Annotated in this window: 17 protein-coding genes; 14 read left to right on the forward strand and 3 right to left on the reverse strand. The window is 61.1% G+C overall.

Annotated elements, in window-relative coordinates:
• The first annotated feature begins 4 nt into the window (after positions 1–4).
• From K0B93_RS11220 to K0B93_RS11250, 7 genes are all read left to right on the forward strand, one after another.
• The gene (locus K0B93_RS11220) at positions 5–7,567 is read left to right on the forward strand and encodes an Hpt domain-containing protein (protein WP_219867290.1); all 7,563 of its coding nucleotides are present in this window, start codon (positions 5–7) and stop codon (positions 7,565–7,567) included.
• Positions 7,567–8,619, forward strand: coding sequence for a chemotaxis protein CheB (locus K0B93_RS11225; RefSeq protein WP_219867291.1), 1,053 nt, complete (start codon positions 7,567–7,569; stop codon positions 8,617–8,619). The genes K0B93_RS11220 and K0B93_RS11225 overlap by 1 nt, the downstream gene beginning before the upstream one ends.
• 11 nt (positions 8,620–8,630) lie before the next feature.
• Positions 8,631–9,092, forward strand: a complete 462-nt coding sequence (locus tag K0B93_RS11230; protein WP_219867292.1) for a chemotaxis protein CheW — start codon at positions 8,631–8,633, stop codon at positions 9,090–9,092.
• Between the two features lie 70 nt (positions 9,093–9,162).
• Positions 9,163–9,654: a Fur family transcriptional regulator gene (locus K0B93_RS11235; protein ID WP_219867293.1), complete on the forward strand. Its 492-nt coding sequence runs from the start codon at positions 9,163–9,165 to the stop codon at positions 9,652–9,654.
• The gene (gene znuC / locus K0B93_RS11240) at positions 9,647–10,438 is read left to right on the forward strand and encodes a zinc ABC transporter ATP-binding protein ZnuC (RefSeq protein ID WP_219867294.1); all 792 of its coding nucleotides are present in this window, start codon (positions 9,647–9,649) and stop codon (positions 10,436–10,438) included. The genes K0B93_RS11235 and znuC overlap by 8 nt, the downstream gene beginning before the upstream one ends.
• Positions 10,425–11,237 carry a metal ABC transporter permease gene (locus K0B93_RS11245; RefSeq protein WP_219867295.1) on the forward strand — a complete coding sequence of 271 codons (813 nt, stop codon included), beginning with the start codon at positions 10,425–10,427 and terminating at the stop codon, positions 11,235–11,237. Before znuC ends, K0B93_RS11245 begins: the two co-directional genes overlap by 14 nt.
• A gap of 99 nt (positions 11,238–11,336) precedes the next feature.
• A complete protein-coding gene (locus tag K0B93_RS11250) occupies positions 11,337–12,335 on the forward strand; it encodes a PAS domain-containing protein (RefSeq protein WP_219867296.1) in 999 nt (332 codons plus the stop codon).
• On the opposite strand, the gene K0B93_RS11255 is transcribed toward K0B93_RS11250, so the two are convergent.
• Positions 12,332–12,580 (reverse strand): CDGSH iron-sulfur domain-containing protein, encoded by a 249-nt coding sequence (locus K0B93_RS11255; RefSeq protein WP_219867297.1) that lies wholly within the window; start codon positions 12,578–12,580, stop codon positions 12,332–12,334. The genes K0B93_RS11250 and K0B93_RS11255 overlap by 4 nt on opposite strands.
• A 130-nt stretch (positions 12,581–12,710) precedes the next feature.
• Here K0B93_RS11255 and K0B93_RS11260 point away from each other — a divergent pair, with 130 nt between their 5' ends.
• Genes K0B93_RS11260 through arsJ form a run of 4 tightly spaced genes read left to right on the forward strand, consistent with a single transcriptional unit; the run spans position 12,711 to position 16,342 of the window.
• A complete protein-coding gene (locus K0B93_RS11260; protein ID WP_228743357.1) occupies positions 12,711–13,073 on the forward strand; it encodes an ArsR/SmtB family transcription factor in 363 nt (120 codons plus the stop codon).
• Complete coding sequence (gene arsB / locus K0B93_RS11265; RefSeq protein ID WP_219867299.1) at positions 13,073–14,146, forward strand: ACR3 family arsenite efflux transporter; 1,074 nt, start codon at positions 13,073–13,075, stop codon at positions 14,144–14,146. The genes K0B93_RS11260 and arsB overlap by 1 nt, the downstream gene beginning before the upstream one ends.
• Positions 14,143–15,147 (forward strand): ArsJ-associated glyceraldehyde-3-phosphate dehydrogenase, encoded by a 1,005-nt coding sequence (locus tag K0B93_RS11270; RefSeq protein WP_219867300.1) that lies wholly within the window; start codon positions 14,143–14,145, stop codon positions 15,145–15,147. The genes arsB and K0B93_RS11270 overlap by 4 nt, the downstream gene beginning before the upstream one ends.
• A gap of 1 nt (position 15,148) precedes the next feature.
• Entirely contained in the window at positions 15,149–16,342 is a 1,194-nt protein-coding gene (arsJ, locus tag K0B93_RS11275) for an organoarsenical effux MFS transporter ArsJ (RefSeq protein ID WP_219867301.1), read from the forward strand.
• 3 nt (positions 16,343–16,345) lie between these two features.
• On the opposite strand, the gene K0B93_RS11280 is transcribed toward arsJ, so the two are convergent.
• Positions 16,346–17,428, reverse strand: coding sequence for a patatin-like phospholipase family protein (locus K0B93_RS11280; RefSeq protein WP_219867302.1), 1,083 nt, complete (start codon positions 17,426–17,428; stop codon positions 16,346–16,348).
• Positions 17,429–17,608: 180 nt separating this feature from the next.
• On the opposite strand from K0B93_RS11280, the gene K0B93_RS11285 reads away from it, so the two are divergent.
• Entirely contained in the window at positions 17,609–18,679 is a 1,071-nt protein-coding gene (locus K0B93_RS11285) for a GGDEF domain-containing protein (protein WP_219867303.1), read from the forward strand.
• Here the strand turns inward: K0B93_RS11285 and K0B93_RS11290 are convergent.
• Positions 18,676–19,611, reverse strand: a complete 936-nt coding sequence (locus K0B93_RS11290; RefSeq protein WP_219867304.1) for an alpha/beta fold hydrolase — start codon at positions 19,609–19,611, stop codon at positions 18,676–18,678. The two genes, K0B93_RS11285 and K0B93_RS11290, sit on opposite strands and share 4 nt — an antisense overlap.
• 195 nt (positions 19,612–19,806) lie before the next feature.
• On the opposite strand from K0B93_RS11290, the gene folE reads away from it, so the two are divergent.
• Both folE and folX read left to right on the forward strand, forming a co-directional pair.
• Positions 19,807–20,376, forward strand: coding sequence for a GTP cyclohydrolase I FolE (gene folE / locus K0B93_RS11295; RefSeq protein ID WP_219867305.1), 570 nt, complete (start codon positions 19,807–19,809; stop codon positions 20,374–20,376).
• A 24-nt stretch (positions 20,377–20,400) separates the two neighbouring features.
• Complete coding sequence (folX, locus tag K0B93_RS11300) at positions 20,401–20,775, forward strand: dihydroneopterin triphosphate 2'-epimerase (protein ID WP_219867306.1); 375 nt, start codon at positions 20,401–20,403, stop codon at positions 20,773–20,775.

Raw genomic sequence — 20,775 nt, forward strand, 5'->3', positions numbered from 1 at the left:
GGTTATGGGCAATCACCATGACAGCATCGCCCTCGACTGGGTTCGGGGCGAGATACAGGACACGTTGACCCAGGGTCAGCATGCACTGGAAGCGTATGTCGAAAACCGTGACGACACCGCGCGCCTGCGCTTCTGCCTGAATTACCTCCATCAGGTGCATGGCACCCTGCAGATGGTTGAGCTTTACGGCGCGGCTTTGCTGACCGAAGAGATGGAAAAGCTCACCCAGGCGGTGCTCAACGACACTATTGCCAACGTCGACGAGGCTGTCGAAGTCCTGATGCAGGCCATCCTGCAACTGCCCCAGTATCTGGAACACCTGGCCACCAGCCAGGACGATTTTCCGATGGTGCTGCTACCCCTGCTGAACGATCTGCGGGCGGCCCGTGGTGAAGCCCTCCTGTCCGACACGTCCCTGTTCAAGCCGGATCTGAGCCGTTCCCAGCTTCAGGTCAGTGACAAGACCTCCCAGCGCCTGCAGGACCCCAAGGTTCTGGGCCATATCCGGAAACTCCGCCAGATGTACCAGTTTGCCCTCGCCGGGATCGTGCGTGAGGAAAATCTGGACGCCCACTTTGATTACATGCAGAAAGTCATTCTGCGTCTCACCCGGCTGTGCCAGAAAACACCGCGGGGTGAACTCTGGAAAGCCGCCAGTGCATTTGTCGAAACGCTCCAGGCGCACATAAACCCGGTCAACGCAGCGGTCAAATCCCTGCTGCGTGAACTGGATAGCGAGATTCGACGGCTGACCGACGAACACGCCGACATCCTTCAGCAACCGGCACCGGAAGCCCTCTTTAAGCATCTGCTCTATTACGTCGCCCGGGCCCGTGATCTCGATACGCCACAGGTCCAGGCCCTGAGAAGCGAATACCAGCTGGACCAGGCACTGCCGTCCGAGGACGATGTTGACGCCGCCCGTACCCGGGTCTCCGGCCCCGGCCGCGAGGCCATTCATTCGGTGGTTAGCGCCCTCAACGAGGAGCTGGCCAAACTGAAGGATCAGCTCGACCTGTTCGTTCGGGCCGAACTCCGCCAGAACGGCGAGCTGGAAGAATTGCTACCCGGCATGCGCCAGGTCGCCAACACCCTGGCGGTGCTGGGCCTGGGAATCCCGCGCAAAGTCGTGACCGAGCAAATCGAACTGGTTGAGAAGCTGAGCAAACAGAGCGATCTGGTCGACGACGGCACCATGATGGATATCGCCGGCGCTTTGCTGTACGTGGAAGCCAGCCTGGCCGGATTCGACAGCGACCGCCAGCATGAGAGCAGCGCCGAGGGCGACGACAGCAAACCGGTCAACCTGGGCTCCCGGGAGCTGGGAGAAGCCAGCAGCGCACTCTTGAGGGAGTCCAGAAACACCCTCGAACAGGTCAAAACAGCCATTGTGAATTTCATTGCGTCACAGTGGGATACCCGCGAAATCGAACACGTGCCGGGTCTGCTCCACAGCATTCGTGGCGGTCTCGGCCTGATTCCCCTGGATCGCGTTGCCGACATGCTGGCTTCCGCCGAACGTTACATCACTGACGTCCTGTTGGGTGGCAAACAGGTTCCGGACTGGAAACAACTCGACACCCTGGCCGATGCGGTCACCAGTATCGAGTACTATCTTGAGCGCCTGGCCGAGGGCATCGGTGAAAACGAATCCGTGCTGAAGGTCGCCGAAGAAAGTCTGGCTTCCCTCGGCTTCCCGGTTGGCGCCGAGCCCACCTGGACCGAGGCCGGGGCAGACATACCGGTCATGGAACCGCCCACCGAGGAGGTTACCCCGGCCGCGGTGGAAACCGACAAGGCGACCGACGACGAACTGCTGGATGATGAAATCCTGTCGATCTTCGTCGAGGAAGCCGAGGAAGTCCTGGAAACCATCCACGACTTCTATCCGCAACTGCGCCAGAATCACGACGACCGCGAGGCCCTGACCGAAGTACGGCGCGCCTTCCATACCCTCAAGGGTAGTGGCCGTATGGTGGGTGCCACCAGCCTGGGCGAGCTGGCATGGTCGGTGGAGAACCTGCTGAACCGGGTGATTGACCAGACCATCAAGCCCAACGATGACCTATTCTCGCTTATCGATGAGGTCAACACCCGCATTCCGTCGCTGATTCGAGAATTCCGGGACGGCCACTCCGGTGGCGACGTCAGTGCGCTGATTGAGCGCGCCGAAGCCATGGCGACCACCCGCCGCTCCGACGGTGACGAAGCGCCCGCTGAGCCCCAGTCGGACGTCGAGGCCCCGGAAGAAGACACCGCCTCTTCCGAAGCCTCCGAGCCCGCCGTTCAGGAACAGGCACAGACCGGGTCGGCCCAGGACGACGACCTGATCGACGATGAAATCCTCGAGATCTTCATCGAGGAAGCGGGCGAAGTGCTCGAAACCATTCGGGAATACCTCCCGATGTTGCTGCGCCAGCACGACGACCGGAGTGCCCTGTCCGAAGTGCGCCGTGCCTTCCACACTCTGAAAGGCAGTGGCCGGATGGTGGGCGCACTGATCGTCGGAGAACTGGCGTGGTCGGTAGAGAATATGCTGAACCGGGTTATCGACGGCAGCATTTTCATGAACGACGACATCGCCAATCTGCTGGACGATGTGACCGGCGCGTTGCCGGCCCTGGTCGAGGACTTCGAGAAACGACGCGACCCGAGCCTGGACACCTCAACTCTGGAAGCGCGCGCCAACGCCCTCGCCAATGGCGAGATCCCCAACGCCAGCAGCATGCCCTCTGCCGATAGCGACTCATTTGCTAAGCCCGATTCCAGCGAGAGTGGCGACACCGCCGAGGTGTTCGCCGAGGACAGCGGCGTCGATCCGGTTCTTCTCGATATCTTTGAGAGTGAAACCGAAACGCACCTGCAAACCCTGAACGATTATCTCGCGGCAGCCGGTGACAAGACCGCCATCTCCTACACCGATGACCTGTCCCGGGCTCTGCACACCCTCAAGGGGAGCGCCCACACCGCCGGTATAGCGCCGATCGCTGCGGTCATTACCCCGCTTGAACGCTTCGTCAAGGAATCCCGGGGCCAGAACAAGCGCGCCGATCGCGAAATACTGTCGTGCATCGAAGACGCCTGTAATTTCCTGACCCAGGGGCTGGCCCAGATCCGGAAAAATCCGCAGGCATCGCTGCCGGGTACGGATGAGTTCCTTGAGAAGCTCGACCGGATCTCCCAGCAGACTCTGCGCGGCCACCGGGAAACCACCGGCGATGAGCAGCCTGCCCCGGAAGCGCCACCACAACTGGTCCAGCTGTTCCTGAATGAAGGTCTGGATATCGTCCTAGACGCCGACCGCATTCTGGATCAATGGGCCAGCAATCCGGAACAGACCGAGTCCCTCGACAAACTCCGCGATGAACTGGCACAGCTCAACGAAGGTGCCGCGGACGCTGGTCTGTCCGACGTGTCGTCACTGTCCGGAGCCCTTAAGGACGCCTACCGTTCGGCCGCAGCCAGCGAGAGCGCACCCGACCAACACTTCTTCGATACCGTACGTGACGCCCACGAGCAGCTGATCAACATGATGGACCAGGTTGCCGCCGGGCTGGCGACCGAATCCAGTGACGATATCCTGAGCCGACTCGAAGCGCTGGGCCAGCACCCGACCGAGGCTGCCGAACCGAACGCATTCGACCAGGAATTTACCGAGGACCTCGAAGCCATCGATCTTAGCTTTGACATGGACGGGATCGAAACGGGCGAGCCCGAGGCCACAAAGGAAGACGAGACACCAGAGCCGCCAGCATTGCCGGAAACCGATGAATCCGACGATGACATGGACCAGGAGCTTGCCGAGATTTTCCTCGAGGAAGCCCGCGACCTGATCGACAGCACCGCCGATGCGCTTCAGAACTGGAGCGAAAACACGCACAACCTCGATATTCTGCGTTTGTTGCAGCGGGACCTTCACACCCTGAAAGGGGGGGCACGCCTCGCCGATATTCCGTCGATCGGTGATCTTTCCCACGAACTGGAGACGCTGTTTGAAGGCCTCACGGAACAGCGTCTGTCGATCAGCGATGAGCTGTCCGACCTGCTGTTCCGTTCCCACGATCGCCTCGCCGGCATGGTCGAGGCCCTCGAGGCCCAGGAAACACCGCGTCCGGCACCGGATCTGATCGGTGAGATCCAGGCTTACATGAACGGTGCAACCGGCATCCGCCCGGTCACCGATGTCAGCCCAGCCGGGGAACCCGAAGCCCCGGACGAGCCGGAGGAAGACGCCCTGCCCATTCCGGAACTGGACGAGGCGGCTGAACCGGCACCGGCTGAGGACGAACCACAGGAAGACCACGTCACCGACCTCTCCCATCTCGATCCCGAGCTGGTTGGCATCTTCCTGGAAGAAGCTTATGACCTGATCAACTCTACCGGCAGCGCGCTCCACACTTGGAGCGAGGATCCGTCCGACCGGGCGGTGGCCGCGGAACTGCAGCGAGATGTACACACCCTCAAGGGCGGTGCGCGCATGGCCGGCGTCGAAGCCATCGGTGACCTGACTCACGTTCTCGAGGATTTGTTCGAGAAGGTGGCGGAAGGTCAGCTGGACGCCAGCGAGGACATGAACAATCTGCTGTTCGCGTGCCATGACCGTCTGGCCCAGATGGTTGAACAGGTAGCAACCCAGAAGCCCTGCCCGCCCGCCAGGGACCTGGTGGCGGAGGTTCAGGCCATCCTGCGCGGCAAGCCCCTGACCGGGAAACCGGTTCAGGATGAGCCGGAACAGGACGTTGCCCGGGCCACGGTTGAAGCCAGCCCCGGTCTGGCCGACGCCCTGGCCGGTGCCAGTGATGATGACCTGATCGGCATTTTCCTCGATGAAGGACTCGAGATTTACGCCGCCGTCAGCGAGTGTCTGGCCCAGTGGCGCGACGAGCCCGACGAGTTGACCGGCGTCACCCAGCTCCAACAGGAGCTCCATACCCTCAAGGGTGGAGCCCGACTGTCTGATGTCGATCCGATCGCCGATCTGGCCGAAGCCTGGTCGGACGCACTGGACCCATTGATTGCTGGCGCCAGTAACCAGCAGACGCTACTGGCGCTGAGCACCAAGGCCCTGGGCTCATTGAAGGCGATGCTCGCCAGCCTGGAAGAGGGCAACAAGCCGGAAGGCGACACAGAACTGGTCGATGCCCTGAAAACGGCCCACGACTCGGCCGCAACCGACGCGCAACCGTCGGAGCCTGCGCCGGCAGCCGATCAGGTAGACCCGGAAGTTCTTGAGATTTTCCTCGAGGAAGCCGGCGAAATTATGGATCAGCTGGAGCAGCTGCTTGATGACTGGCGCAAGGAGCCGACCAATCACGGCTTCAATCAGGAGGCACAGCGCGCCCTGCACACCCTGAAAGGCGGCGCACGCCTGTCGCAACTGACGCAGCTGGGAGACAAGGCGCACGCTTTCGAGACCCGGCTGATTGACCTGGGTGGCAACGCCCCGGACAAGACCCAGTGGCAGAGCATCACCGAAGACCACGACGCCATCATCGCCATGGTGGCCGACATCCGGAAGCGCTACGAATCCGGTGACGCGATGTCGGAGCCGACCCAGGCCCCGTCACCGCAGCCGGAAGCACAACCGGAAGCCAGGACTGAAGAGCCGACGGAACCCGCAGCCCCGGCCCCTGTGGCAGAAAAACCGGCTGCGCCTGAACCCAAGCCGGCCAAGCCGCCCGCCAAGTCAGCTGCCAAGAGCCGGACCAAGGCCAAAGACAACCAGCGCGCGGCCCAGGAAACCATCCGGGTCTCGGCACCGCTGCTGGACGAACTGGTTAACCTCGCCGGGGAAACCAGTATCACCCGTGGCCGGCTGGAGACCCAGACCAGTGATTTCGGCCATACCCTGGACGAAATGGCTGCAACCATCGAGCGTCTGCGTGAACAGTTGCGACGGATGGATATCGAAACCGAGGCGCAAATCCTGTTCAGTGCCGAGAAGGAACACGGTCCGGACTACGGGGAAGACTTTGACCCGCTGGAAATGGACCGGTACTCCTCGATCCAGCAGCTGTCGCGGGCCTTGACCGAGTCCTCCTCTGACCTTGCAGACCTGCGGGAAACCCTGTCTGACCGGGTACGGGATACGGAGACGCTGCTTGTTCAGCAATCCCGGATCAACACGGAACTTCAAGAAGGTCTGATGAAGACCCGGATGATTCCGTTTTCCTCCATGGTCCCCCGCCTGCGTCGGATTGTTCGCCAGATCAGCGGCGAACTCGGCAAGAAAGTGGACTTTGATGTCCGCAACGCCGAAGGCGAGATGGATCGCAACATCCTTGAGCGGATGATCGCGCCGCTGGAGCACATGCTCCGGAACGCACTCGACCACGGCATTGAAGCACCGGCGGACCGGAACGCTGCGGGCAAGCCTGAAACCGGGGAAGTCGTGCTGTCCCTGACCCGAGAGGGCGGTGACGTGGTTCTGCGGATGATGGACGATGGTAAAGGCATCCCCTCCAACGTCATTCGCGACAAGGCCATCCGTCAGGGCATGATGCGGGAGAATGAGGATCTGACCGAACGGGAGATCCTGCAGTTCATCCTTCAGCCCGGATTCTCTACCGCCCAACAGGTGACACAGATTTCCGGACGTGGCGTGGGCATGGACGTGGTCGCCAGCGAGATCAAACAGCTTGGCGGCAGTCTGGACATTGATTCGGCGCTCGGACGCGGCTCGACCTTCACGGTGCGCCTGCCGTTTACCGTATCCGTAAACAGGGCCCTGATGGTGTCCACCGGCGAGGACTTCTACGCCATCCCGCTCAACACCATCGAGGGTATTGTCCGGGTCAGCACCTACGAACTCGAAGAGTATTACAAGCCGGATGCGCCGTTGTACGAATACGCCGGCCAGGAATACCGCCTGCAGTACCTTGGCAGCCTGCTGAACAGCGACCACCAGCCGAAACTCCAGGGTCAGGCTCTGCCCTTGCCAGTCATTCTGGTGCGTGGCGCGGAGCAGCCCATGGCGCTTCAGGTCGACAACCTGATGGGTAGCCGGGAAATCGTGGTTAAATCCCTCGGCCCGCAATTCGGTTCCGTACGCGGCGTCTCCGGTGCGACCATCCTGGGTGACGGTAACGTGGTCGTGATTCTCGACCTGCCGGCGATGATCCGCTCCGACATCCTGTCCGAGCGTCAGCGGCTGGCCAGCCTGGAGAAAGCCCGGGAAGCAGCCCGGTACGAGGAGCAGATCACCACGGTTATGGTGGTGGACGACTCGGTTACGGTACGGAAGGTTACCTCGCGACTGCTTGAACGCAACGGCATGGAGGTCATTCTGGCGAAAGACGGCCTGGATGCGGTCGCCCAGCTACAGGACCACAAACCGGACGTAATCCTGCTGGATATCGAGATGCCGCGGATGGATGGTTTCGAGGTGGCAAGTTTCGTGCGGCACGACGACAACCTGTCGGAAACGCCCATCTGCATGATCACGTCGCGGACCGGTGAGAAACACCGGGAACGGGCCATGGCCATCGGTGTGAACGAGTATCTCGGCAAGCCTTTCCAGGAAACCGAGCTTCTTGAAACCATCGAACGGCTAACCGGTAACCGGTGATGGCCGGCCAATGTGGCCGGCCCAGCGTCGGGATTGTCTCGGATGTTGTGCTCCAGCGTCACCGGCTGCAGGCTGCAACGGCAAAGGTCGGTCTCGACGTCTGCTTTTCCGGGGATCCCGAGCGCCTTCTCGGCTACCCGGACTTTCCGGATGCCGGGCTCTGGCTGGTCACCCTGGCAGATGAAGCCGATCATCCAATGCTGTTCGACCACCTGTTTGAAAACACCGAATCTCCGGTTCTGTTCGGCCTTGATCAGGCACCCAAACCGGGGGGAACGGACTATTTCCGCTGGGAACGTCGATTGCTGGGCAAGCTGGAGCAGCAGCTTGGCAGCCTTGAGGAGCTCGATTCCGAAGCCAGCATCCAGGAACTTGAGGAACAGCGCCCTGCAAGCCCGCCAACCACGACGCTCCCCCACTGGATTCCACCCGCTACGCCGGGCTCCGTAGCCGAAGAGGTCTGGATTCTCGGTGCCTCGCTCGGGGGGCCGGCGGCCGTCAAGACGTTTCTCGATCACCTGCCCCCGGGGCTGCCGGTCGGCTTTATCTATGCCCAGCACATTGATGGCAATTTCACCGACGTGCTGACCCGGGTGCTCGGCCGTCACGCCCACTACCAGCTCCGACGCGCGGAAGAGGGCCTCCGGGTCAATAACGGCGACGTAGTACTGCTGCCAGTCGAGCACGAATGGAAAGTCAGTGAGACCGGGACACTGACCGAACTCAATACGCCCTGGCCCGGGCCTTACGGCCCTTCCATCGACCAGGTCCTGCTCAACGTCGCCGACCATTACGGCCGGCGCTGCCATGCTATCCTGTTCTCCGGCATGGGCAACGATGGCGCAATTGCCGCCCCCATACTGAAGGCCTATGGCAGTCGAATCTGGGTTCAGGAAAGCAGCAGCTGCGGGAACAGTTCCATGCCAGACTCCGTCGCGGCAACCGGTTGCTCCACCCTGTGTGGAACCCCGGAAGAACTGGCCCGGGAACTGGTCAAAACCATTGAAAAATCCTGCTTGCTCAAGAGCCGGCAGAAACGGGACTCCGCCTGAGGACACATGCAATGAAAGACAAAAGCCAGACTCTCTCCTGCGTTATGATTCCCATGAGCGAGCGGCAACTGTTGCTGCCGAACGTCACCATTGCCGAAGTGGTGGATTTTGCCAGCTCCGAGGCCGGGGCCAACACCCCCGACTGGCTGGTCGGCTATCTGGACTGGCGTGGACTGACACTCCCGGTGATTTCCTACGACGCCGCCAACGGCGGCAGCCTCAGTGTGCCCGGTGATAACCGGGGTCGCATCGTGGTGTTGAACACCATTGGTGAACACCACGAGCAGGTGCCCTTCATGGCACTGGTTACCCAGGGTATTCCGAGCCAGACCCGACTGACCGAAGATCAGATCAGCCAGAAAGACGGAGAGGCCGGCCCGGCCGATATCATGCAAGTTGAGGTGGACGGCGAAAGCGCCTGGATTCCCAATCTGGAATATCTGGAATCGCTGGCGAACCAGTCCCACAGCTAAACCCACGGCGGGGCCGTGGCAGGGATTTATGCAAATGTTATAATGTTGCAAATTTCCCAGGATTCCCGCCATGCCTGCCCGCGCTCTGCCCTATCGCCCGCACAATCACGACGCCTGTGTCACCCAGGCCCTCGCCGACGCCCGGGACATCTGCCAGCAACGCAGTGCGCGCCTGACGCCCACCCGGGAGCGAGTGCTTGAACTGATCTGGCAATCCCATAAACCTCTGGGTGCCTATGACGTGCTGGCACAGCTCGCCGAGGACGGCCACAATGCTGCACCACCAACGGTCTATCGGGCGCTGGATTTCCTGCAACAGAACGGATTGGTTCATCGTATTGCCTCGCTCAACGCCTTCATTGGCTGCGCTCACGCCGGTGAGCACCATACTGGCATGTTCCTTATCTGCCGGGCCTGCGGCAATGTGCTTGAGCTGACGGCTCCGTCTGTCTCGGGGGCCGTGCAGGCAGCGGCAGACGCGGAATCCTTCGAACTGGATGACATCACCCTCGAAATTGCCGGGCTCTGCCCACGGTGCCAGAAGGACTCCGGCCATGAATGAACTGTTGGTCACTCTGGACGATCTCACCGTGGCGTTTGACGATCGTCCCGTGGTGGATCACGTCAATCTGAAGGTTCATCGGGGCGACATCCTCACTATCATCGGACCGAACGGTGCGGGTAAAACCACCCTGATCAAAGCCGTGCTGGGCCTGCAAAAGCCCACCCGTGGCGTTGTCAGCCTGGCCCGCAAGCTGGTGATCGGCTATGTTCCCCAGCACCTGACCCTGGAATCAACCCTGCCTCTGAGCGTCAAGCGTTTCATGATGCTTACCGGACGCTCGGAGCCCGACTGTCAGGCGGCCTTGTCGAAAACCGGTGTCGGACACCTGTTCAATGCCTCGGTACACCACCTGTCCGGAGGCGAAAAACAGCGACTGCTGCTGGCCCGGGCCCTGGTGAGGAAACCGGACCTGCTGGTGCTCGACGAACCCGCCCAGGGAGTCGACATCAATGGCCAGGCCTCGCTGTACGAACTGATCCGCCAGCTCCGGGACGAACTCAACTGCGGGGTGATCATGATCTCCCACGACCTTCATCTGGTGATGGCAGCAACCGACCAGGTCATATGCCTGAACCAGCATATCTGCTGCAGTGGGCACCCGGCCGACATTTCCCACGATCCGGCCTTCATCGAGACCTTTGGTACCCAGGTCGCCGAGTCCCTCGCGGTCTACCACCACCGCCATAACCACAGCCACGATCTCCACGGCGATGTGGTCGAAGACACCTCAGTCGCTTCACCTTCCGGCCATCAGGAGTGCTCCGGCCATGCCCATCATTGATGCTGTTCTCGATGACTTCTTCTGGCGGGCGATGATCGGTGGCCTGGGAGTGGCGTTGGTAGCCGGCCCGCTGGGCTGTTTTGTGGTCTGGCGGCGGATGGCCTATTTCGGGGACACCCTCGCCCACTCGGCGCTGCTGGGTATCGCCCTGAGCTTCCTGATCAGTGTGCCATTGCACGTTGGCGTGGTACTGACCTGCGTCGTGCTGGCCGTGGCTCTGGTGCTGTTCTCCCGGACCCGAGCCCTGGCCACGGACACCCTTCTGGGCATACTCGCCCACAGCGCCCTCGCCATTGGCCTGGTCACACTCAGTTTCATGCCCGATGTACGGGTCGACCTGACCGGTCTGCTGTTCGGTGACCTGCTGGCCATGAGCCGTAACGATCTGATCTGGATCTACGGCGGTGCCGCGGTGATCCTGACTCTGCTGGCGACCTTGTGGAATGGCTTGCTGATGAGCACGATTCACCAGGAGCTGGCGCTGGTGGAAGGCCTGCCGGTAGAACGGCTGCGGCTGGTACTGGTGCTGATGTTTTCACTGGTGATCGCCGTCGCCATGAAAATTGTCGGGGTTCTGCTGATTACCGCCCTGCTGATCATTCCTGCGGCAACAGCCAGGCGCCTGGCCCACAACCCGGAACATATGGTGGGTCTGGCGATGGTGTTCGGCTTTATTGCGGTGAGCGGCGGCCTGAGCCTGTCATGGTACCTGGACACACCGGCCGGGCCGTCGGCGGTGGTCACCGCCTTCCTGACCTTTCTGCTGGTCTACGGAGGCGCCGGCAAGGCCCGGGCATGAGGGGCATGAGGATTTCCCTGAAGCGACTGCCTGGTCTAAAGTGAGGGGACACCACTTAATGAGCATGGCGCTAAACCGTCATCACTCGGGAAGGCCTGCATGGACAGCTCAAAACCCCGTTCGCCCGGGCAGACCGGCCTCTGGCCCGGCCTGTGGGTTCCCCTGGTCATACTGATCGTCGGACTGACGGCGACGGCGACCATGGCCCACTTCGAATCCAGCCGGGCCAGCGAACTGGCCGAGGCTCATTACCAGGCCCAACACCAGGCACTGGTCAATCTGTTGCTGGCCCGGGTGCCAACACGGGCGTCTGAAAATGCCTCAACCCAGGAATGGCTGCATTCCGTTTTCGATGAGGCGTTGCCACCAAGCCTGGGGGTTCGGGTCGATACCCTCTCACGCCACACCAAGCGGCCATTGCTCCAGATCCGCACGCAGGGCTCGATCGATCCCACGCGAGCCCTGCGGACCGAGGTGAACTACGGCGACTTCAGCTGGATGCTGACGACGGTGCCTTCCCGGTCCCTGCTGGAACAATCGGCCAACAGCGCCCACAGGAACGTCTGGCTCGCCGGCGGGACGCTAACCCTCGTGGCGACGCTCCTGGCCCTGTTCCAGTGCCGAAGGCTCCATGGGCAGTCCCTGCAGATCGTTGATCTGGAACGCAGGGGAACCGGGGCCGATCAGCACATCACCAACCTTCAGGTGGAAAAATCCATACTGCGTCAGGCCCTGAATGACAGCGAACAGCGCAGCCGGGATCTGATCGCCCTGTCCGGCGCCATCATCAGCGAACTGGACGAAATGGGCCTTATCGGTTTCATTTCCCCTCAGGTTGCAGAACTGCTGGCACGGGCCCCCGCCGACCTGATCGGAGAGCCGTTCGAACGGCTGATCGAGCCCGACTCACGGGAGAACTTCCGGCGGGCCCTTACGGCCGCGCGAGCGGACCACTCCATCGAACGCATTGATTTACCATTGCTGCACCGCGACGAAGAGACCGTACTCAATGTCGCCATCCGAATTCTGGCACTCCAGGATCCGGTGCACGGACTGAGCGGGTACCGGCTCGGTGCCTTTGCCCAGAACGGGCACTAGGTAAGTGATTTATGGGTGCCGTCACACAGCGGCGGTGTTCCCGTCTGCTTACAACCACAGAACCAGACCCATTCCTTTTTCTCGGCGGTGTACTTTACCGGCTTGAACCCCGTGCCCTTGTGGGATCCGTCGCAGAACGGCTGAGTCTGACTCCGGCCACAGGCGCACCACAGGTAATTCTTGCCCGCCTCGACCAGGACAGAATACGGCGTTGTCCTCGCCACACGGGCTTTGGCATCACTCATAGAACCTCCCGGAAAACAATTCGGCATAAAAGTACCCGCAGTATAGACAATTCCTCATGCCCGACTTGCCTCATGCGCCAAGAATCCGTACATTTACATCCGCTTTTCTGCATATATGGAAAATCAGATATTGATTGCCACCAACGCTGACTACCACCCCGTTCGCGTGTTCAAGGCGCTGGGCGACGAGAACCGACTGACCATCCTGCTGTTGATCCGGCAGCAGACCGAGCTGTGCGTGTGCGAACTCACCGCCGCCCTGAATCTGTCCCAGCCCCGGGTCAGTCGCCATCTGGCGTACCTCCGGGAGCACAACCTGTTGCAGGATGAGCGCCGGGGGCAGTGGGTGTACTATCGACTGCATCCGGAGCTGCCCGAATGGGTCCAGTCAATACTCGGCAGGTCCTCCGAGGCCTGCGCGGGCCTGCTGGCGCCCATCAGCCAGCGGCTGGATGCCCTGCCCGACCGCCCCGTCAGTGTGGACTGCAGCTGATGGGAACCTTCGAACGCTACCTCAGCCTGTGGGTGGCCCTCGCCATCGCACTCGGAATGACCACCGGCACCCTGCTACCGGGGGTGTACCACACCATCGCCAACCTGACGTACGCCCACGTGAACCTTGTGGTGGCGGTGTTCATCTGGGCCATGATCTATCCGATGATGGTTCAGGTGGATTTCACCGCCATCCGGAATGTCCGCCGCGAACCCCGGGGACTGATCCTGACCCTGTTCATCAACTGGCTGATCAAGCCGTTCACCATGGCGGCTTTGGGCTGGCTATTCTTCAAATTGCTGTTTGCGGACCTGGTGGACCCGACCACGGCCACGGAATACATCGCCGGCATGATTCTCCTCGGGGTCGCCCCCTGCACCGCAATGGTCTTCGTCTGGAGCCAGCTTACCCGGGGCAATTCCGCCTACACCCTGGTTCAGGTGTCGGTAAACGACCTCATCATGGTGTTTGCCTTTGCGCCGATTGCCGCCTTCCTGCTGGGCCTTTCCACCATTACGGTGCCCTGGGAAACCCTGTTGCTCTCGGTGGTGCTCTACGTGGTTGCGCCGCTCGTGGCCGGGGTCCTGACCCGGCGCTACCTGCTGCGCCAGGGCCAGTCGCGTCTGGACGCCTGGCTGCAACACAGCAAGCCAACCACCATCATGGGCCTGCTGGCGACCGTGGCCCTGCTGTTTGGCCTACAAGCAGACCGGATCCTGGACAACCCGTTCGCCATTGCCCTGATCGCCGTCCCGCTGTTGATCCAGAGCTACGGCATCTTTTTCATCGCCTACTTTATGGCCCGGAGAATGAGACTGCCCCACGACATCGCCGCCCCGGCGAGCCTGATCGGCACGTCAAACTTCTTCGAGTTGGCCGTTGCCGTCGCCATCAGCCTGTTCGGACTCACCTCCGGGGCAGCCCTGGCTACGGTCGTCGGTGTTCTGGTGGAAGTCCCGGTGATGCTGTCGCTGGTCGCGTTCGCCAACCGGACCCGACGCTGGTTTCCGGCCGTCGGCTCTCCTGACACCCTTTCGACAACCCCGGAAAACGAGGGGAGGTACCCGCAATGAGCACGATCAAAGTAGGCATCAATGGCTTCGGCCGCATCGGCAGGCTCGCGCTGCGCGTGGCCTGGGAATGGCCCGACGTCGAATTCGTGGCGGTCAATGACCCCGGCGCAGACGCCGCCACCCTGGCACACCTGCTGAACTTCGACAGCGTTCATGGCCGCTGGAACCAGGAGGCCGGCTTCGATGGCACCGCTCTGGTCATCAACGGCCACCGCATCCGGGTGACCCACAACCGGACCATCGGCGAAACCGACTGGTCCGGTTGCGACGTGGTCATCGAGGCCAGTGGCCATATGCGAAAGGTGGACGTGCTCCAGGCCTACCTGGACCAGGGCGTGAAACGGGTGGTGGTCACCGCCCCGGTCAAGGAAGCCGGTGCCCGGAACCTGGTGATGGGCGTAAACGACCATTTGTTCGACCCCGCTACGGACCGGATTGTCACGGCGGCCTCCTGCACCACCAACTGCCTGGCACCGGTGGTGAAAGTGATTCACGAGAAGCTGGGCATCCGCCACGGATCAATCACCACCATCCACAGCCTGACCAACACGCAGACCATCCTCGACGCCCCGCACAAGGACCTGCGCCGGGCCCGGGCCTGCGGCAGCTCTCTGATCCCGACCACCACCGGTTCCGCCACCGCCATCATCGAGATCTTCCCGGAGCTGAAGGGCCGGCTCGACGGTCACGCCGTGCGGGTCCCGCTGACCAACGCCTCACTCACTGACTGTGTCTTTGAAGTGGACACCCCCACCGACCGAGAGACGGTCAACCAGCTTCTGAAAGAGGCTGCCGAGGGGGAGCTGGAGGGCATTCTGGGCTACGAGGAACGCCCGCTGGTCTCGATTGACTATAAGACCGATCCCCGATCCGCCATCATCGATGCCCTGTCCACAATGGTGGTCAACGGCACCCAGGTGAAGCTCTACGCCTGGTACGACAACGAGTGGGGCTACGCCAATCGCACCGCCGAACTGATGCGCAAGGTTGGCGCTTCCTGATATGACGGCAGCCATCCGCCAGTACCTGGTCATCACCGGCAACTACTGGGCCTTCACCCTGACCGACGGTGCCCTGAGAATGCTGGTGGTGCTGCATTTTCATCAGCTTGGCTATGCGCCCCTGGACATTGCGCTGCTCTTCGTCTTCTACGAGTTCTTCGGCGTCGTGACCAATCTTGTCGGCGGTTACCTCGGAGCCCGGATGGGGCTGAACCGCACCATGAATCTGGGCCTGCTGTTGCAGATCGTGGCGCTGGCCATGCTGGCCGTACCCGCGGCAGCGCTGACGGTGCCCTGGGTCATGGCGGCCCAGGCGCTGTCGGGAATCGCCAAGGACCTGAACAAGATGTCGGCCAAGAGTGGCATCAAGCTGCTTGTGCCGGATACCGAACAGGGCAAGCTCTACAAATGGGTCGCGGTGCTGACCGGCTCCAAGAATACCCTGAAGGGCGTGGGCTTTTTCCTGGGCGGCGTTCTGCTCATGACGGCTGGCTTCAAGGGCGCCGTCATCACCATGGCCGCCGCCCTGACTCTGATCTGGCTGTCCAGCCTGTTCCTGCTGAAGCGGGAACTCGGCAAGAGCAAGGCCAAACCCAAGTTCACCGATATGCTGTCCAAGAGCCGGCCGATCAATATCCTTTCAGCAGCCCGCCTGTTCCTGTTCGGCGCCCGGGATGTCTGGTTCGTCGTCGCCCTGCCCGTATACCTCCACACCGTGTTTGGCTGGGATTTCTGGCAAGTGGGTGGCTTCATGGCCTGCTGGATCATCGGCTACGGCGTTATCCAGACCCAGGCCCCCAGGATCACCGGCGACCTGTCGGGCAAGACACCGGCGATACTCTGGGCCTGGGCGCTTGCCGTTGTGCCAGCGGCCATCGCGATCGGCCTGGCGACCCCAATCCCGCCACAACTGACCGTGGTTATCGGGTTGTTGCTGTTCGGCGGGCTGTTTGCCGTCAATTCCTCGCTGCACAGCTACCTGATTGTCAGCTACGCACGCTCGGACGGCGTATCTCTGGACGTGGGTTTCTACTACATGTCCAACGCCGCGGGACGCCTGCTCGGCACCCTGCTTTCCGGCTGGATCTACCAGACCTTTGGCCTGGAGGCGTGTCTGTGGACGTCCTCCGCCATGGTGGCCGTTGCCGCCCTGTTTGCGACCGGTCTGCCAGAGCGTAATTCAACTCCCGCCTGAACGTCAGAGCGGGCGAATGACGTCCGCAAGTTTTCCGCTTTCGGTCAGTTCCAGGAACTCATCGCCCAGCCGGTCGCTTTCGGCAATGGCCTTGCGCCAGGAGCGCTCCCGGCCATCATCGTCGTTAAGGTATTTCTCGAAATCTTTCCGGTCCGGCAGCTTGCGGTCCGGCAGGGACTCAAGGTAATCCTTGGAGGGGGCCACGAGTACAACATCCTGTAAGCGGGTGGCGTCGCCCCGGCGCCAGGGCAGGGTCTTGTCGAACCAGCCGGGTACCACCTTATCGGTGAAATGCGGATAGAGAATGACTCCGGGCTGTTCGTACGGCAGGTCCAGGTGATAGTCCAACAGCCCTCCGTCACGGTACACCCCTTCCGGCGCGCCCGGGATGTTACGGACACCGGCCATCACCATGGGAATGGAAGCGGAGGCCAGAAGCGCCGACAGCAGATTATCGCGGGTCAGCGCCACCTCGTGACTGGGGAAGTCGACCAGTTTCGCCACCGGCGCTTTCAGGCGGGCATCGTGAATGATGCCCCGTTCCATGAACCGGCCCAGATGGCGACGGCTTACCATGTTGGCGCTGATGGCGTTCATCAGACCGAGGCTGAGGCGCCCCCGGGTATCGTGCTCCAGCATGCCGCGGCTGCGAACCACCACCACGTTGAGCCGATACCAGGGGTGGTTGAGAATGTAATCTTCACGTCCGCCCAACAGCTCTTCCAGGAACAGTACGCTCTTGCGACTGACTTCGGCAGGGCTGACCCCCTTGGCAAATCGCTGCGACGTGTATAGCTCGGCCAGCCTCGCAAGCTGTTCCTTCGGTTTATCCGACGAAGCCACCGCCGCAAACCGCCAACTGCCAATGGACGAGCCAATCAGCGAGCGCTCCTGTGGAGCCCGGGGTAGCCAGTCCCCGAAGATGGCCTTGTCCAGGCCACTGATCCCCAGGGCCTTTGGCCCACCTGCAGCGCCGGGCACGACGTGGACATCGGCTGGCGTCAGAGGCCGGGCTTTCAGCCGCTCCAACGCACGGCGACCTGCGCGGATGGTCAGTGCCGGTGCCCGGGTATGAATTGCGGTCATGACGAACTCCCTGTTTTGAATCGGCGGAGTTTAACCAAGCGGAAGAAGCCCGGCCAACTGAAGAAAACTTATAGAGGTCATAAATTGCAGTATGGGCTTCACTATCAGGCGGCTCATGCTAGACTTTCGTCAGTCCGGCATCGGAAGCGGACCGATTTTCCTTGGCAGCAGGAGTTTGCTGTGAATGTTTTTGCCCCACCCGATTCTCTAGCCACCAACCCGACCCTTGCTGTCCTCGGGTTCAAGCGGCAGCTGGTTTTTCACCTTCATTTCTGGGCCTTTGTGGCGGTTGCTCCACTGATCCTGGTGCAATGGAACCAGGACCACCAGCTGCTATCCGGGCTGCTGATACTGTTCTGTGCCAACGCGCTGCTGGTGATCGCCTTCCTGCATTACCGCAACACCTACTTCCTGAAGGGGCGCATGTTCCCGCTACTGGCTGTGGTCTGCGCCGCGTACTCCACCAGCATAAACGGGCACGCCGGGCTCTACTGGGCATACCCGGCGGCCACTGCCCTGTTTTTCCTGCTGCCCCTGAGGGAGGCGACCGTGAGCAACGTCGTTTTCGTGACCGTTATGGCCGTTGTTTCTTTCCTCAAGTTTCCGGAAGCCGACTTCTGGCGCATCACCTTCTCGCTGGGGCTGACCTGCGTGTTTGCCATGGTGTTTGCCTGGCTGGTAGGCAAACTCCAGCAGGAACTGACCCGGTTGGCCACCACCGATCCGCTGACCGGGTGTCTGAACCGGTCTCAGCTTGCGGACATTCTGAACCATCAGATTCAGATGCGGGAGCGCTATGAGCGGGTATCCAGCCTGATCCTGTTCGATCTGGATTATTTCAAGGTTATCAATGATCAATGGGGCCATCTGGCAGGCGACCGGGTTCTGAAAGAGATGGCGATGCGCATTCGCAAGCGCCTTCGGGAGAGCGATCAGCTGTTCCGGATAGGCGGTGAGGAATTCATGATCGTGCTGCCGGAAACCCGACAGAAAGATGCGGACACCCTGGCCCACCAACTGTTAACCGGTATCGGCTCAACCCCGTTCCTTGATGACATCAAAATAACGGCAAGCGCCAGTGTGGCGGAAGTGTGTCAAGGGGAGACCTGGTCGGTCTGGCTGAATCGGGCGGATCAAGCTCTGTACGAAGCAAAGTCCCGGGGTCGCAATCAGGTGGTCAATGCCCGGAGAGCAACACCAGCGGGGGTAATTGACGCCCCCGAACTCGTGGACCCGGCTGTCGGCAACTAGTACTCCGGATTCCCGGACCCGATCCGCTTTCGGAAATCCCGGTACGCGCTGAACACATCCCAAGGACATTCAAAGTGGGGGTAATGCCCGGTATTTCGCAGGCTCACGACGTCCGGGTTGGCGATCAACTCACGATAACGCCGGGCCATGGCGGCACCGGAAACCGGGTCCGCCGTCCCGGAAATCAACCGCATCGGCTGAGTCGCCTTCTGCAGCGCCCCGACCCAACGATTGCGATGGCAGCGCCGTTCCTCCATAAACTGGATCAGGTGGTGCAGGATCCCCCGGCCGTTGTTGTAGGTCAGCAGTTGCCAGAAGTCTTCCATGTCCTGTTGGTCCGGCGGGTTCTGGCTGCCGAAAAGGCGACGGAAATTCCGTTCGAACGTGCGGCGGGTCAAGCCGCGGCTGATCAGCCCGCCCAGGGGGCTCCGCAAGAGCTTCTGAATCAGCAGCGGATTGTGAACTTCGGGAAACAGGGCGCCGTTCAGGAAACAGACACTGGCAATATCGAACGGCAGCACACCCTCCTGCTCCCTGGCCAGTAACTCCTGCACCACACTGCAGCCATAGTCGTGGGCAATCAGGTGTATGGCCGGCAAGCCCAGCCCAGCTACCCAGCCCTGCATGAGGTCGGCCTGATCTTCGATACTGTAGGGGTAAGGCACCGGTTTATCGGAAAAACCAAACCCCAGCATGTCCAACGCCAGCACACTGTACTGCGGCGTCAGCATTGGCCAGACGCGGCTCCAGTCCCAACTGGCAGTCGGGAAGCCGTGAATCAGAACCAGAGGTTCGCCCTGCCCGGCCATGCGACTGAAAATGGCATGGCCTTCGTAGCTGAACCATTTGCCTCCCTGCTGCCAACCCTCAAGGGTGCCGGACTCGCGACCGGCAGACACGGCGTTTCGAGCATCGGCTATCACCTGTTCCATCCTTTATCCTCGGCGACTCTCCCAACCCCTGACTGTAAAACAATCCAGCCGTGCCTGCCATAGCCCTCCGGCAGTCAAGATGCGGCACCAGCGTCAAAGTGGTCTTTTCCCGGGTCCGGGTCGTAAAGCGTAGAGATGACGGGCAAATTGCCTTAAGCTTTGGCCCTTGTAAGACACAGCAGACCGGAATTGACTATGACCAAACTCCTTGACGACCTTGCGGGCCACTACAGCGCCATTATTAATGGACTGGGCGAAGATACCGGCCGCGAAGGTCTGCAGGACACTCCGATGCGAGCTGCCAAAGCGATGCAGTTCCTCACCCAGGGATACCAGCAAAGCCTCGACGACCTGGTTAATAATGCCGTGTTCGAATCTGCCATGGATGAGATGGTGGTGGTTCAGGACATCGAGCTGTACAGCATGTGCGAGCATCACATGCTGCCGTTCATCGGTAAATGCCACATCGCCTATCTGCCCCAGGGGCGGGTGTTGGGCCTGTCCAAGTTCGCTCGCATCGTGGACATGTACGCCCGCCGCCTGCAGATTCAGGAGAACCTGACTCGCCAGATTGCCGAGGCCATCGAGAGCGTCACCAACGCCAAGGGCGTTGCCGTGGTCATCGAAGCCCAGCACATGTGCATGATGATGCGCGGTGTGGAAAAGCAGAACTCTCGGATGAAGACCTCAATGATGCTGGGACAGTTCCGCAAGTCCCAGGCAACCCGCACGGAGTTCCTCAATCTGATTGGCCATAACCGCTGATCCACCCCGGATAACGGAGACGCTATGACAGACGTAATCGGGAATCACCAGGCCCGGGTTCGCATCAAGGATTTGTTGCTGCGTGCCTACATCGGCATCAAGGATGAGGAGATCAACAACCAGCAGGATGTGTTGATCAACGTGAGTCTGACCTACGACGCCAACGACGCCATTAATGAAAATGAAATCTCGGCGGCGCTGAACTACCGGACCATCACCAAACAGATTATCCACCACGTCGACGGCAACCGGTTTGCCCTGCTCGAGCGCCTTACCCACGAGGTGCTCAGTATCGTGATGGAACATGAAGCCGTGCAGTGGGCGCAGGTGGAAATCGACAAACCCCACGCGTTACGCTACGCCGAATCCGTGTCTGTCTGCCTCGAGGCACATCGATAA

Source organism: Marinobacter sp. F4218 (genome assembly GCF_019443085.1).
Taxonomy (GTDB): domain Bacteria; phylum Pseudomonadota; class Gammaproteobacteria; order Pseudomonadales; family Oleiphilaceae; genus Marinobacter; species Marinobacter albus.